This window comes from Streptococcus sp. HMSC074B11 (assembly GCF_001808705.1).
Lineage (GTDB): Bacteria > Bacillota > Bacilli > Lactobacillales > Streptococcaceae > Streptococcus.
In genome coordinates, this window is sequence record NZ_KV794309.1 from 96,952 (window position 1) to 111,814 (window position 14,863).

Below are 14,863 nucleotides of genomic sequence, written 5' to 3' on the forward strand. Positions count from 1 at the left end.
TGAATAAAATAAAGGAGCGAAGTCAGGTGGAACCCAAATATAAACGTATTTTGATTAAGTTATCAGGTGAGGCCCTTGCTGGCGAACGTGGTGTCGGAATTGACATCAAAACTGTTCAAGCAATGGCTCAAGAAATTCAAGAAGTACATAACTTAGGTATTGAGATTGCCCTCGTTATTGGTGGAGGAAATCTCTGGCGTGGAGAACCTGCAGCAGAAGCTGGAATGGATCGTGTACAAGCAGACTATACAGGAATGCTTGGAACCGTTATGAATGCTCTTGTGATGGCAGATTCATTGCAACAAGTTGGTGTGGATACACGTGTTCAAACAGCCATTGCTATGCAACAAGTAGCAGAACCTTACGTTCGTGGTCGTGCCCTTCGTCATCTTGAAAAAGGACGCATTGTTATCTTTGGTGCGGGAATTGGTTCACCATACTTCTCAACAGATACAACAGCGGCTCTTCGTGCAGCTGAGATTGAAGCGGACGCTATCTTGATGGCTAAGAATGGGGTTGATGGTGTCTACAATGCTGATCCTAAAAAGGATAAGACAGCTGTTAAATTTGAAGAGTTGACTCACCGTGACGTGATCAATAAAGGTCTCCGTATCATGGACTCAACAGCTTCAACACTTTCAATGGACAATGATATTGACTTGGTAGTTTTTAACATGAACCAACCAGGAAATATTAAACGTGTTGTATTTGGTGAAAATATCGGAACTACAGTTTCAAATAATATCGAAGAAAAGGAATAAGAAATCATTATGGCAAACGCAATCGTAGAAAAAGCAAAAGAGAGAATGACCCAATCTCACCACTCACTTGCTCGTGAGTTTGGAAGTATTCGTGCTGGCCGTGCTAACGCTAGCTTGCTTGACCGCATCCACGTTGAGTACTATGGTGTTGAAACACCACTTAACCAAATTGCTTCTATCACAATCCCAGAAGCGCGTGTCTTGTTGGTAACACCATTTGACAAATCATCTTTGAAAGATATCGAACGTGCTTTGAATGCTTCAGACCTAGGTATTACACCAGCTAACGATGGCTCTGTTATTCGCTTGGTAATCCCAGCTCTTACAGAAGAAACTCGTCGCGACCTTGCTAAAGAAGTGAAAAAAGTCGGTGAAAATGCTAAAGTTGCTATCCGTAATATCCGTCGTGATGCTATGGACGAGGCTAAGAAACAAGAAAAAGCAAAAGAAATCACTGAAGACGAATTGAAGAGTCTTGAAAAAGATATTCAAAAAGCAACAGACGATGCTGTTAAACACATCGACGAAATGACTGCCAACAAAGAAAAAGAAATCTTGGAAGTCTAAGAAATAAACAGAAAAACTCAGTTGGCATTGCTGGCTGAGTTTTATTCGAAAGAAGGAAATATGAATACAAATCTTGCAAGTTTTATCGTTGGACTCATCATCGATGAAAATGACCGTTTTTACTTTGTTCAAAAGGATGGTCAAACATATGCCCTAGCTAAAGAAGAAGGTCAGCATACAGTTGGTGATACGGTCAAAGGTTTTGCTTACACAGACATGAAGCAAAAACTACGTTTGACAACTCTAGAGGTCACTGCAACTCAGGACCAATTTGGTTGGGGAACCGTAACAGAGGTTCGTAAGGACCTTGGGGTTTTTGTTGATACAGGATTACCAGACAAGGAAATCGTTGTGTCACTAGATATTCTCCCTGAACTTAAAGAACTCTGGCCAAAGAAAGGTGATCGACTTTATATTCGTCTAGAAGTGGATAAGAAGGACCGTATCTGGGGAATCTTAGCTTATCAGGAAGATTTCCAACGATTGGCACGTCCTGCCTACAATAACATGCAGAATCAAAATTGGCCAGCCATTGTTTACCGTCTTAAGCTATCAGGAACTTTTGTTTACCTACCAGAAAATAACATGCTTGGTTTTATCCATCCTAGCGAGCGTTACGCAGAACCTCGTTTGGGGCAAGTGTTAGATGTACGTGTTATTGGCTTCCGTGAGGTGGACCGCACACTTAATCTTTCACTTAAACCTCGCTCTTTTGAGATGTTGGAGAACGATGCGCAGATGATCTTGACTTACTTGGAAAGTAATGGTGGATTTATGACCTTAAATGACAAATCTTCACCAGATGACATTAAAGCAACTTTTGGTATCTCGAAAGGTCAGTTTAAAAAAGCACTCGGTGGTTTAATGAAAGCTGGAAAAATTAAACAAGACCAGTTTGGTACTGAATTAATTTAGGGAGGCTTATGAGAAAATCATTTTATACTTGGCTGATGACCGAGCGCAACCCTAAAAGCAATAGTCCCAAGGCAATTTTAGCGGATCTTGCCTTTGAGGAATCCGCTTTTCCGAAGCATACAGATGATTTCGATCAAGTGAGTCGTTTTTTAGAGGAACATGCTAGCTTTTCCTTTAATATGGGAGACTTCGATCGTATCTGGCAGGAATATTTAGAACATTAAGTCTACTAGATGAGGTTTGGGATAGTAATTTCTCGGCCTCTTTGCTATAATATAGTCATTCAGTTTAACTTTTACTAGCTTCTAATCGACTTTTTAACTACTAAAAGCAAACGAAACATTTTATAGAATTAAAAGAGTTAGAGAGGTTCTTTGTTTGAAGGAACATTCAATAGACATTCAGCTTAGTCATCCAGATGATTTGTTTCATCTTTTTGGTTCTAATGAGCGCCATCTTCGTTTGATGGAGGATGAGTTAGATGTCATCATCCATGCTCGTACAGAGATTGTACAAGTCTTGGGGGAGGAGTCGGCTTGTGAGGAAGCCCGCCAAGTTATCCAAGCCTTGATGGTCTTGGTCAATCGTGGAATGACTGTTGGAACTCCGGATGTGGTGACAGCCATTACAATGGTTAAGAATAATGAAATCGATAAGTTTGTCGCCCTCTATGAAGAAGAGATTATCAAGGATAATACAGGTAAGCCCATCCGTGTTAAAACCCTGGGTCAAAAGCTTTATGTGGATAGTGTCAAGCAACACGATGTGACCTTTGGTATTGGGCCGGCAGGAACAGGTAAGACCTTCTTAGCAGTGACTTTGGCCGTAACAGCCCTCAAGCGTGGACAAGTCAAGCGAATCATACTGACACGTCCAGCAGTAGAAGCAGGAGAGAGCCTAGGATTTCTTCCAGGAGATCTCAAGGAAAAGGTTGATCCTTATCTTCGTCCAGTTTATGATGCCTTGTACCAGATACTTGGGAAGGATCAAACAACCCGTCTCATGGAACGTGAAATTATTGAGATTGCACCTTTGGCCTATATGCGTGGACGTACCTTGGATGATGCCTTTGTTATATTGGATGAAGCCCAAAATACAACTATCATGCAGATGAAGATGTTCTTGACACGTCTTGGATTCAATTCAAAAATGATTGTCAATGGGGATATTAGCCAGATTGACCTACCCCGTAATGTTAAGTCAGGTTTGATTGATGCCCAAGAAAAACTTAAGAACATTCACCAGATCGACTTTGTACACTTCTCAGCCAAGGATGTGGTTCGCCATCCAGTCGTTGCTCAGATTATCAGAGCCTATGAACCTCGACCTGTCAAAGCTGAAGAAAATCAAGAGGAAACAGAATAGTAAAAAAGAGCAGTTGAAAAGCTGCTCTTTTTTTTGTAGTATTAATTTATAAATCATTTTAGACAAGTTCACTGATTGAAGTGAAGTCACGTTCTAAACCTTCAGCAACTGGTTGACTTGTGAGTTGACCTTGATAAGTTGTTACACCTTCAAGCAAACCAGCATCTTCAAGGATTGCTTTCTTAAATCCTTTTCCTGCCAAGGCTTCGATATATGGAAGAGTAACATTTGTAAGGGCGATCGTAGATGTGCGAGCAACTGCTCCAGGAATGTTAGCAACGGCATAGTGAAGAACACCGTGTTTTTCATAGACAGGCTCATCATGGGTTGTCACACGGTCAGCTGTTGCAATAACACCACCTTGGTCTACAGCAACGTCTACGATGACAGAACCAGGACGCATTTGTTGTACCATTTCATCTGTCACCAATTTTGGAGCTTTGGCACCAGGAATCAAGACAGCACCGATAACAACGTCTGCTTCACGCACACTTGCTTCGATATTAAATGGGTTAGACATCAAAGTTTGGATTTGGTGACCAAAGACATCTTCTAGGACAGAGAGGCGTTTAGCACTGATATCAAGAATGGTTACTTGAGCTCCCAAACCAAGAGCGATGCGAGCTGCGTGTGTACCAACAACACCACCACCGATGATGGTTACTTTTCCTTTTGGAACACCAGGGACACCACCGAGTAGAACTCCTGAACCACCAGCTTGTTTCGTCAAGAAGTGGGCTCCGATTTGGACTGCCATACGACCAGCAACTTCACTCATTGGAACCAATAGAGGGAGTTGTCCTTGAGTATCATGGACTGTCTCATAAGCAACACCCGTTGTTTTAGCTGCAAGCATAGCATCAGCCAATTCTGGAGCAGCTGCCATGTGCAAGTAGGTGAAGAGAAGTAAATCGTCACGCAAGAATTGATATTCACTAGCAAGGGGTTCTTTTACTTTGACCACTAATTCTGCAGCCCAGGCTTCAGCAGCAGTTGCGACAATTTCAGCTCCTTGCTTTTCATAGTCAGCATCAGCAAAACCAGAACCAAGTCCAGCATTTGTTTCGATGAGGACTCGGTGGCCACGACCAACAAGACTCTGTACACCAGCAGGTGTCAAAGCAACACGATTTTCATTATTTTTAATTTCCTTTGGAATTCCAATTAACATAGGATAACTCACTTTCTATTAAGCTGTTTCAATTTATGTATCACATCATTCGTCAGAGTTTTTGTGATGACTTTATTGTATATGAAACCGTTTTAAATTGCAAGAAAAACTTGTAAACCTATTTCTTTTATGTTATTCTTTTAGCAACCTATTTTCGGAGGTGTGATCATGGAATCACTATTTATCAAACTAGCTAAGCATCAAATTATCGAAACAGAACGCTTAGTGCTTAGACCTGTAACACTTGATGATGCAGAAGCTATGTTTGAGTATGCTTCAAATAAAGAAAATACACGCTATACTTTTCCAACCAATCAAAGTTTAGAGGAAACCAAGAATAATATTGCTCAATTTTATCTAGCTAATCCCTTGGGGCGTTGGGGTATTGAATTAAAAAGTAGTGGAGAGTTTATCGGAACTATTGACCTGCACAAGATGGATACTGTTCTTAAGAAGGCAGCTATTGGTTACATTATCAATCAAAAACATTGGAACCAAGGATTGACGACAGAAGCCAATCGTGCCGTGATTGAACTAGCTTTTGAAAAGATTGGAATGAATAAGTTGACCGCTCTTCACGATAAAGATAATCCTGCGTCAGGAAAGGTCATGGAGAAATCAGGTATGCGCTTTTCTCACGAAGAACCTTATGCTAGAATAGATAAAAACGAACCTGGAAGAATCGTAACAGATGTCCATTATGTCTTAACCAAGGAAGATTTTTTTGCAAATAAGTAAGCAGTTGAAATGATTTTTCAGCTGTTTTTTTCTTTGCCTTACGAATAAGATAAGAGAGGAGAAAATATGGAAGAACTTATTGAGAAAATCAAAGAATATAAAATCATTGTTATCTGTGCTGGTTTGGGCTTGGTCTTAGGCGGATTTTTCCTCCTAAAGCCAGTCGCTCAAGCACCTGCTAAGGAAACAAAGGTACAGACTGAAGTTGCAGCTGTTCCAAAGGATTCGACGGATGAAAAGGAAGATGGAAATCATAAAGAAGAAGCGGTCGAGCAAGATCTAATTACTGTCGATGTCAAAGGTGCTGTCAAATCACCTGGAATCTATGACTTGCCAGTTGGAAGTCGTATCAATGATGCTGTTCAAAAAGCTGGTGGATTGACAGATAATGCTGATAGCAAGTCTATCAATCTTGCCCAAAGAATTAGTGATGAAGCACTTGTCTATGTTCCGACTAAGGAAGAAGCTACTAGTCAAGAAATGCCATCAAGTACTTCCAACAGCAAGGAAAATAAGAAAGTCAATCTCAATAAAGCTAGTTTAGAGGAACTGAAACAAGTTAAAGGCTTAGGTGCTAAACGTGCTCAAGACATTATTGACCATCGTGATTCCAACGGTAAATTTAAGTCAGTAGATGAGCTCAAGAAAGTGTCAGGTATTGGTGCAAAAACGATAGAAAAGCTAAAAGAATATGTCACAGTGGATTAGTCGCTTTCCAATTCCAAAAATCTATCTCAGTTTTCTTTTGCTATGGCTTTACTATGCAATCTTTTCAGCAAGTGTATTAGCACTTTTGGGCTTTGTCTTTTTACTGGTCTGCCTCTTTTTCCAATTTCCATGGAAAACTGTGACCAAGGTCCTCTTGATTTGTGGACTTTTTGGGAGTTGGTTTGCATTTCAAAAATGGCAGCAAGAAGAAGCTAGTAAACATCTCGTTGACTCGGTTGATACGGTCCGAATCTTACCTGATACCATCAAGGTAAATGGGGATAGTCTTTCTTTTCGTGGAAAGGCTGACGGTAGACTCTTTCAGGTCTATTATAAACTTCAATCAGAAGCAGAAAAAGAAGACTTTCAACAACTAACGGATATTTATGAAATTACTTTAGAAGGGAAATTAGCTAGCCCTCAAGGGGCAAGAAATTTTGCTGGTTTTGATTATCGTAATTATCTAAAAAGTCAAGGGATTTATCAAACCTTGACCATTTCGAAAATTTCAGATATGCAAGCCACGAGCAGTTGGGATATAGGAGAAAATCTATCAAGCTTACGGAGAAAAGCAGTTGTCTGGATAAAAAGGAACTTTCCCGACCCCATGCGCAACTACATGACAGGTCTGTTATTAGGGCACTTGGACACAGACTTTGAGGAAATGAATGAACTCTATTCTAGCCTCGGAATTATTCACCTATTTGCATTGTCAGGAATGCAGGTCGGATTTTTCATGAATGCTTTTAAAAAGTCACTCTTGCGATTGGGCTTGACACAAGAGAAGTTCAAATGGCTAGCTTATCCATTTTCTTTGTTTTATGCAGGTTTGACAGGATTTTCAGCCTCTGTGATTAGAAGTCTTTTACAAAAGATCTTGGCTCAGCATGGCTTCAAGTCATTGGATAATTTTGCTTTAACGATTCTTATTCTATTTCTTATCATGCCGAATTTCTTCCTAACTGCTGGTGGAGTGCTCTCCTGTGCCTATGCCTTTATCCTAACTATGACAAGTAAAGAAGGTCAAGGCATAAAAGCTATTGCCAGAGAGAGTTTCATTATTTCCTTGGGAATCTTGCCAATCTTATCATTCTATTTTTCAGAATTTCAACCGTGGTCTATCCTCTTGACTTTTGTTTTTTCATTCTTATTTGACATGGTCTTGTTACCACTCTTGTCGATTCTCTTTTGTCTGTCATGCATCTATCCTATTACCCAGTTTAACTTTCTCTTTGAATGGCTAGAAAACATCATACGCTATGTATCTCAGCTATCTAATAGGCCCTTTGTTTTTGGTCAACCGAGTCTTTGGGTTCTGGTATTTCTTTTAATTTCTTTGGCGCTGATTTATGATTATAGAAAGAATTTGAAAAAAATATCTATGCTTGGCATAGTTGCCATCTCGTTCTTTTTAGTTACCAAACATCCACTGGAAAATGAACTAACGGTCTTAGATATGGAGCAGGGGCGAAGCATTTTCCTAAGAGATCTGACAGGCAAGACCATTCTACTGGATGTCGGAGAGAAGTCTGAAGTTGAAAAGAAAGAAGCCTGGCAGGAGAAAGTCACCACGAGCGTTGCCAAACGGAGTTTAATTCCCTATCTGAAAAGTAGAGGAGTGGCAAAGATTGATCAGCTGGTTCTAACGACTAGTGATACTAAGCAGTTAGATCATGTGTTAGAAATCAGTAAAGCCTTAGATCTTGGAGAGATTCTAGTAACTGAAGAAACTTTATCTAAGAGAGAATTTATGGATAAGCTGAAGGAAAGCAAAGTCAAGGTAGTTGTCATCAAAACTGGACAGCAGTTACCTATTTTTGGAAGTAGTTTGGAAGTAATCGCAACTCAAAATAAGGATAAAAATGATTCAATTACAATGTATGGAAAGTTACTAAACCAAACCTTTCTAGTTACTGGAAATATAGAGGAGAAGTTTTTAACGAGCTATTATCCAAGGCTGCAAGCAGATGTAGTGATAACTCATCAGCAAGTATCAAATAAAAAAACAGATATCGAAATCTTCAAAACTGTACACCCTAAAATCACTGTTATTTCAATAGACAAGAAAAAATCATTTAAAGTTAAAAATGGGGAGAATAAGCAAGAAGATAAAGAACTTGAGAATTTGGTATTAAAAACTGACAAAAAGGGCGCTATTCGCTTTAAGGGATGGACTACTTGGAATGTTGAAACAGTTCAATAACGTTTTCATAGAAAACTAAAAATTAAAATTGTCTAAACAATCATTCAAGGCTTGATTTTGAACCCTGTTTACTATAAAATAGTTAAGATTGGTGTCAAACTTTTATATTGCAAATAGGAGAAAAAATGACAAAAACTTTGAAACGTCCTGAGGTTCTATCACCTGCAGGAACACTAGAAAAACTAAAAGTAGCTGTTCAATACGGAGCAGACGCTGTCTTTATCGGTGGTCAGGCCTATGGTTTACGTAGCCGTGCTGGTAACTTCACTTTCGAACAAATGGAAGAAGGAGTACAGTTCGCGGCTAAGTATGGAGCTAAGGTATATGTGGCTGCCAATATGGTTATGCACGAAGGAAACGAAGAAGGGGCCGGCGAATGGTTCCGTAAGTTGCGTGATATTGGGATTGCAGCGGTTATCGTGTCTGATCCAGCCTTAATCATGATTGCAGCAACAGAAGCACCAGGACTTGAAATCCACCTTTCAACACAAGCTAGTGCGACCAACTATGAAACTCTTGAATTCTGGAAAGAACTTGGATTGACTCGCGTTGTTTTGGCGCGTGAGGTTTCTATGGAAGAATTGGCAGAAATTCGCAAACGTACAGATGTTGAGATTGAAGCCTTCGTACATGGAGCTATGTGTATTTCCTACTCTGGTCGTTGTACGCTCTCTAACCATATGAGTATGCGTGATGCCAACCGTGGTGGATGTTCACAATCTTGCCGTTGGAAATATGACCTTTACGATATGCCATTTGGTAAAGAGCGTAAGAGTCTCAAGGGAGAAATTCCTGAAGAATTTTCAATGTCAGCTGTTGATATGTCGATGATTGACCATATTCCAGATATGATTGAAAATGGTGTGGATAGTTTGAAGATTGAAGGCCGTATGAAGTCCATCCACTATGTTTCAACTGTGACAAACTGCTATAAAGCTGCCGTTGATGCTTACCTTGAGAGCCCTGAAAAGTTTGAAGCTATCAAACAAGACTTGATTGATGAAATGTGGAAGGTTGCCCAACGTGAGTTGGCTACAGGTTTCTACTACGGAACACCATCTGAAAATGAGCAACTTTTCGGAGCTCGTCGTAAGATTCCAGAATACAAGTTTGTTGCTGAAGTAGTAGCTTATGATGCTGCGACGCAAACAGCAACTATTCGCCAACGTAACGTTATCAACGAAGGTGACCAAGTTGAGTTTTATGGCCCAGGTTTCCGCCATTTTGAAACTTATATCGAAGACCTTCATGATGCTAAAGGTAATAAAATTGATCGCGCCCCAAATCCAATGGAACTTTTAACCATCAAGGTTCCTCAACCAGTACAAGCTGGTGATATGGTCCGTGCTTTGAAAGAAGGTTTGATTAATCTTTACAAAGAAGATGGAACAAGCGTCACAGTTCGTGCCTAGATAAGGAAAAATCATGGTTCAAGCTCAGGGTTTACTAGTAGATGATGAAAGCAGATGTGTTCATTACCATAGTGACAAAGATATCGTAGCGCTCCAGTGTTATCAGTGTAAAAAATACTATGCCTGTTATCAGTGTCACAATGTACTAGAGAAGCACACATTTTCTCCTTATCCTTTATATCTAAGACAGGATAAACCTATCTTATGTGGTTCCTGTAAGAACACCCTAACTTATGAGGAGTATAGAGAAAAGGGGAGCTGTCCTTATTGTGTAGCACTCTTTAATCCAACTTGCCAAAGTCATCACTCGTATTATTTCAAATAAGTAATTGTAAATCCAGGTTTTGAAACTTGGATTTTTCTTTTCAGAAAAATAGGAAAGATAAGGAAAATAATCTGAAAAGACATTAAAATTTTCTATATAGATGTCTTGAAAATCGTAAAAATAGAAATAAATGATTAGAAACGCTTTCAATGCTAGTAAAAAGTTGACAAAAGCAAATTTTAGGACTAAACTAGGGAAGTAAATTTAATTTAAAAAAGGAGAATTCGTCATGAATTTAACATTTTTCGGTCTATGTCTTGCCTGTATGGGTGTATCTCTTGCAGAAGGATTTTTGATGAACGGTTTGTTCAAATCTGCAGCACGCCAACCAGATATCATTCCTCAATTGCGTAGTTTGATGATCATGGGGATTGCCTTTATCGAAGGAACATTCTTTGTAACCCTAGCGATGTCATTTGTCATTAAATAGACAACTCTATTTAGAAATGGAGGTGTCAAACCATGGAAGAAAGTTTGAATCCAACCGTTAATATTGGACCAATATCCTTTGATTTGACCCTGCTTGCCATGTCTCTTGTAACTGTTTTGATGGTTTTTGCCTTTGTCTATTGGGCAAGTCGTAAAATGACCATCCGTCCAAAGGGCAAACAAAATGCTCTTGAGATGATTTATGACTTTGTGATTAGTTTTGCAAAACCAAACATTGGAGATTCATACATCAAGGACTATTCCTTGTTTCTATTTTCTCTTTTCTTGTTTATTTTGGTTGCCAACAATATTGGCTTAATGGCAAAAGTACAAACAACAAACGGTTATAACTTGTGGACTTCCCCAACAGCCAACCTTGGATACGATTTATCCCTCTCATTATTGATCACTTTAATCGCCCATGTAGAAGGAGTTCGTCGTAGAGGTGTTAAAGAATATTTGAGTGCATTTGTTACACCTGGCTTCATGACTCCGATGAACATTTTAGAAGAGTTCACCAATTTTGCTTCCTTGGCGATTCGGATCTACGGAAATATTTTTGCCGGTGAGGTCTTAGCTGGATTGCTATTAGCCTTGTCACAAAATGCTTTGTATTGGTATCCTTTTGCCTTTATCGCAAACATGTTATGGACAGCCTTCTCAATTTTCATTTCATGTATCCAGGCTTATGTATTTACCATGTTGTCATCTATGTACATTGGTAAAAAAATAAATGAAGGGGAAGAGTAAGTAGAGGAGGATTAGAAGATGGATTTAACTATTAGTACCATTATCGGTGACTTTATTCTTATCGCTGGTTCCTTCCTTTTATTGATCTTTTTAGTGAAAAAATATGCTTGGGGAAATATTTCCAGCATCTTAGATGAACGTGCTGAAAAGATTTCTTCAGATATTGATGGTGCCGAGGAAGCCCGTAAAAAGGCTGAGGAACTGGCTAACAAACGTGAAGCTGAGTTAGCGGGTAGCCGTACCGAAGCTAAAACGATTATCGAGAATGCAAAGGAAACTGCAGAGAAAAGTAGAGCCGATATTTTAGCCGAAGCTAAACTTGAAGCAGGCCGCTTAAAAGAAAAAGCCAACCAAGAAATTGCGCAAAACAAAGCTGAGGCTTTACAAAGCGTTAAAGGTGAGGTAGCAGATTTGACAGTTAGTTTAGCTGGAAAAATCATCTCACAAAACCTTGACGGTCATGCCCATAAAGAACTCATTGATCAGTATATCGATCAGCTAGGAGAAGCTTAATGGACAAAAAGACAGTAAAGGTAATTGAAAAATACAGCATGCCTTTTGTCCAATTGGTGATTGAAAAAGGAGAAGAAGACCGTATCTTTTCAGACTTGACTCAAATTAAGCAAGTCGCTGAAGAAACAGACTTGCCTTCTTTTTTGACTCAGGTAGATGTTGATGAGTCTGACAAGGAAAAAACAGTCAGTTATTTCCAAGACTCTGCATCGCCATTATTACAAAACTTTATTCAAGTTCTGTTGTACAATCATCGATCAAATCTTTTTTATGATGTGATTGTAGATTGTTTAAACCGTCTTGAGAAAGAAACGAATCGTTTTGAAGTAACGATTATGTCTGCTCATCCTCTAACCGATGAACAGAAAGAACGTCTACTTCCTATTATAGAGAAAAAGATGTCTTTAAAAGTGCGTAGCATTAAAGAAGAAATCGACGATAGTTTAATCGGTGGTTTTGTCATTATCGCCAATCACAAGACAATTAATGTTAGTATTAAACAACAACTTAAAGTTGTTAAGGAAAATTTGAAATAGAAAGTGGTGTTCTTTTGGCAATTAACGCACAAGAAATCAGCGCTTTAATTAAGCAACAAATTGAAAATTTCAAACCTAATTTTGATGTGACTGAAACTGGTGTTGTAACCTACATCGGTGATGGAATTGCGCGTGCTCATGGCCTTGAAAATGCCATGAGCGGTGAGTTGTTGATTTTTGAAAACGGCTCTTATGGTATGGCGCAAAACTTAGAATCAACAGACGTTGGTATTATCATTCTTGGAGACTTTACAGATATCCGTGAAGGCGACACCATTCGTCGTACAGGAAAAATCATGGAAGTTCCAGTTGGTGATAGCTTGATTGGACGTGTCGTGGATCCACTTGGTCGCCCAGTAGATGGGCTTGGTCCAATCGACACAAACAAGACTCGTCCAGTTGAAGCACAAGCACCTGGGGTAATGCAACGTAAATCAGTATCAGAACCATTGCAAACTGGTTTGAAAGCTATTGATGCCCTTGTTCCAATCGGACGTGGTCAACGTGAGTTGATTATCGGTGACCGTCAAACAGGGAAAACAACCATCGCTATTGATGCTATCTTGAACCAAAAAGGTCAAGATATGATTTGTATCTATGTTGCGATTGGTCAAAAAGAATCAACAGTTCGTACACAAGTAGAAACACTTCGCCAGTACGGAGCTTTGGATTACACAATCGTTGTGACAGCTTCAGCTTCACAACCTTCACCATTGCTTTTCCTTGCACCTTATGCAGGAGTTGCTATGGCCGAAGAATTTATGTACCAAGGTAAACATGTCTTGATCGTTTATGATGACTTATCTAAACAAGCGGTAGCTTATCGTGAACTTTCTCTCTTGCTCCGTCGTCCACCCGGTCGTGAAGCCTTCCCAGGGGATGTCTTCTACCTTCACAGTCGTCTACTTGAGCGTTCTGCTAAAGTTTCTGATGAACTAGGTGGTGGATCTATCACAGCTCTTCCATTTATCGAAACACAAGCAGGAGATATCTCAGCCTATATCGCTACAAACGTAATCTCTATTACAGATGGACAAATCTTCTTAAGCGATAGTCTCTTTAATGCTGGTATCCGTCCGGCTATTGATGCAGGTTCTTCTGTATCTCGTGTTGGTGGTTCTGCACAGATTAAGGCCATGAAGAAAGTTGCTGGTACACTCCGTATTGACCTCGCTTCATACCGTGAGCTGGAAGCCTTCACTAAATTTGGTTCTGACTTGGATGCAGCTACTCAGGCTAAATTGAACCGTGGTCGTCGTACTGTAGAAGTATTGAAACAACCAGTTCACAAACCATTACCTGTTGAGAAACAAGTTACTATTCTCTATGCTTTGACCCATGGTTTCTTGGATACAATTCCTGTAGACGATATCGTTCGTTTCGAAGAAGAGTTCCATATGTTCTTTGATGCTCAACATCCTGAGATTTTGGAAACCATTCGTGAAACAAAAGACTTGCCAGATGAAGCAGTCTTGGATGCTGCGATTACTGAGTTTCTCAATCAATCAAGCTTCCAATAAGAATAGAGGTGTCAGATGGCAGTATCTCTAAATGATATTAAAACAAAAATCGCCTCAACAAAAAATACTAGTCAAATCACTAACGCGATGCAGATGGTTTCTGCAGCTAAGTTAGGTCGTTCTGAAGAAGCAGCTCGTAACTTCCAAGTTTATGCACAAAAAGTGCGTAAGTTGGTTACAGATATCCTTCACGGAGATGGTGCCGGCGGATCAACAAATCCAATGTTGATTAGCCGCCCGGTCAAAAAAACAGGCTATATCGTCATTACATCTGACCGTGGTCTTGTTGGAGGATATAATTCTTCCATCTTGAAAGCAGTCATGGAAATTCAGCAAGAATACCATCCTTCAGGTGATGACTTTGAGGTCATCTGTATTGGTGGTATGGGAGCAGATTTCTTCAAATCACGCGGTATTCAACCAATCTATGAATTGCGTGGACTTGCGAGTCAACCGAGCTTTGATGAAGTTCGTAAGATTATCTCTAAAACGATTGAAATGTATCAAAATGAACTTTTTGATGAGCTTTACGTTTGCTACAACCACCACGTGAATACATTGACAAGTCAAATGCGTGTAGAACAGATGCTTCCAATCGTGGACTTGGATCCAAATGAAGCAGATGATAACTATAGCTTGACATTTGAGCTTGAAACAAGTCGTGAAGAAATCTTGGATCAATTGCTGCCACAGTTTGCAGAAAGTATGATTTATGGTGCTATTATTGATGCCAAGACAGCTGAAAATGCTGCTGGTATGACAGCCATGCAAACAGCGACTGATAATGCCAAAAAAGTGATTAATGATTTGACAATCCAGTATAACCGTGCCAGACAGGCGGCGATTACACAAGAAATCACAGAAATTGTGGCAGGAGCTAGTGCTTTAGAATAGGCTCTAGTCCAGCTCGTATGAAAATGAACTTATACTCAATGAAAATCAAAGAGCAA

Annotated in this window: 17 protein-coding genes; 16 read left to right on the plus strand and 1 reads right to left on the minus strand. The window is 39.7% G+C overall.

The window, feature by feature from the left end; all coding sequences use genetic code 11:
* The first annotated feature begins 26 nt into the window (after positions 1 to 26).
* The 5 genes from pyrH to HMPREF2619_RS09885 all read left to right on the plus strand — a co-directional run bounded on the left by pyrH (position 27) and on the right by HMPREF2619_RS09885 (position 3,608).
* Complete coding sequence (gene pyrH, locus HMPREF2619_RS09865; RefSeq protein WP_000433488.1) at positions 27 to 761, plus strand: UMP kinase; 735 nt, start codon at positions 27 to 29, stop codon at positions 759 to 761.
* A gap of 9 nt (positions 762 to 770) precedes the next feature.
* A complete protein-coding gene (frr, locus tag HMPREF2619_RS09870; protein ID WP_070461012.1) occupies positions 771 to 1,328 on the plus strand; it encodes a ribosome recycling factor in 558 nt (185 codons plus the stop codon).
* Positions 1,329 to 1,388: 60 nt separating this feature from the next.
* Complete coding sequence (gene cvfB / locus HMPREF2619_RS09875) at positions 1,389 to 2,243, plus strand: RNA-binding virulence regulatory protein CvfB (protein WP_070461014.1); 855 nt, start codon at positions 1,389 to 1,391, stop codon at positions 2,241 to 2,243.
* Between the two features lie 8 nt (positions 2,244 to 2,251).
* Positions 2,252 to 2,467, plus strand: a complete 216-nt coding sequence (locus HMPREF2619_RS09880; RefSeq protein ID WP_001232087.1) for a YozE family protein — start codon at positions 2,252 to 2,254, stop codon at positions 2,465 to 2,467.
* A gap of 154 nt (positions 2,468 to 2,621) precedes the next feature.
* A complete protein-coding gene (locus HMPREF2619_RS09885; protein ID WP_049529477.1) occupies positions 2,622 to 3,608 on the plus strand; it encodes a PhoH family protein in 987 nt (328 codons plus the stop codon).
* 58 nt (positions 3,609 to 3,666) lie between these two features.
* Here the strand turns inward: HMPREF2619_RS09885 and ald are convergent, their stop codons facing one another.
* Positions 3,667 to 4,779, minus strand: coding sequence for an alanine dehydrogenase (ald, locus tag HMPREF2619_RS09890; RefSeq protein WP_070461016.1), 1,113 nt, complete (start codon positions 4,777 to 4,779; stop codon positions 3,667 to 3,669).
* 168 nt (positions 4,780 to 4,947) lie between these two features.
* Between ald and HMPREF2619_RS09895 the strand changes: the two genes are divergently transcribed.
* From HMPREF2619_RS09895 to HMPREF2619_RS09940, 11 genes are all read left to right on the plus strand, one after another.
* The gene (locus HMPREF2619_RS09895; protein WP_070461017.1) at positions 4,948 to 5,517 is read left to right on the plus strand and encodes a GNAT family N-acetyltransferase; all 570 of its coding nucleotides are present in this window, start codon (positions 4,948 to 4,950) and stop codon (positions 5,515 to 5,517) included.
* Positions 5,518 to 5,583: 66 nt separating this feature from the next.
* On the plus strand, positions 5,584 to 6,225 hold the full coding sequence (locus tag HMPREF2619_RS09900) for a helix-hairpin-helix domain-containing protein (RefSeq protein ID WP_070461019.1): 642 nt from the start codon (positions 5,584 to 5,586) through the stop codon (positions 6,223 to 6,225).
* Positions 6,209 to 8,428: a ComEC/Rec2 family competence protein gene (locus tag HMPREF2619_RS09905; RefSeq protein WP_070461021.1), complete on the plus strand. Its 2,220-nt coding sequence runs from the start codon at positions 6,209 to 6,211 to the stop codon at positions 8,426 to 8,428. The genes HMPREF2619_RS09900 and HMPREF2619_RS09905 overlap by 17 nt, the downstream gene beginning before the upstream one ends.
* A 125-nt stretch (positions 8,429 to 8,553) precedes the next feature.
* A complete protein-coding gene (locus HMPREF2619_RS09910; protein ID WP_070461022.1) occupies positions 8,554 to 9,840 on the plus strand; it encodes a peptidase U32 family protein in 1,287 nt (428 codons plus the stop codon).
* 13 nt (positions 9,841 to 9,853) lie between these two features.
* The gene (locus HMPREF2619_RS11045) at positions 9,854 to 10,165 is read left to right on the plus strand and encodes a CHY zinc finger protein (protein WP_083279654.1); all 312 of its coding nucleotides are present in this window, start codon (positions 9,854 to 9,856) and stop codon (positions 10,163 to 10,165) included.
* 229 nt (positions 10,166 to 10,394) lie between these two features.
* Positions 10,395 to 10,595: a F0F1 ATP synthase subunit C gene (locus HMPREF2619_RS09915; protein ID WP_001054551.1), complete on the plus strand. Its 201-nt coding sequence runs from the start codon at positions 10,395 to 10,397 to the stop codon at positions 10,593 to 10,595.
* Positions 10,596 to 10,627: 32 nt separating this feature from the next.
* Positions 10,628 to 11,344, plus strand: a complete 717-nt coding sequence (gene atpB, locus HMPREF2619_RS09920; RefSeq protein ID WP_070461024.1) for a F0F1 ATP synthase subunit A — start codon at positions 10,628 to 10,630, stop codon at positions 11,342 to 11,344.
* An 18-nt stretch (positions 11,345 to 11,362) separates the two neighbouring features.
* Positions 11,363 to 11,857 (plus strand): F0F1 ATP synthase subunit B, encoded by a 495-nt coding sequence (gene atpF / locus HMPREF2619_RS09925; RefSeq protein WP_070461027.1) that lies wholly within the window; start codon positions 11,363 to 11,365, stop codon positions 11,855 to 11,857.
* A complete protein-coding gene (locus HMPREF2619_RS09930) occupies positions 11,857 to 12,393 on the plus strand; it encodes a F0F1 ATP synthase subunit delta (RefSeq protein ID WP_060955847.1) in 537 nt (178 codons plus the stop codon). Before atpF ends, HMPREF2619_RS09930 begins: the two co-directional genes overlap by 1 nt.
* Positions 12,394 to 12,407: 14 nt before the next feature.
* Complete coding sequence (gene atpA, locus HMPREF2619_RS09935; RefSeq protein WP_070461029.1) at positions 12,408 to 13,913, plus strand: F0F1 ATP synthase subunit alpha; 1,506 nt, start codon at positions 12,408 to 12,410, stop codon at positions 13,911 to 13,913.
* 15 nt (positions 13,914 to 13,928) lie between these two features.
* The gene (locus tag HMPREF2619_RS09940) at positions 13,929 to 14,807 is read left to right on the plus strand and encodes a F0F1 ATP synthase subunit gamma (protein WP_070461030.1); all 879 of its coding nucleotides are present in this window, start codon (positions 13,929 to 13,931) and stop codon (positions 14,805 to 14,807) included.
* Positions 14,808 to 14,863: the final 56 nt, after the last annotated feature.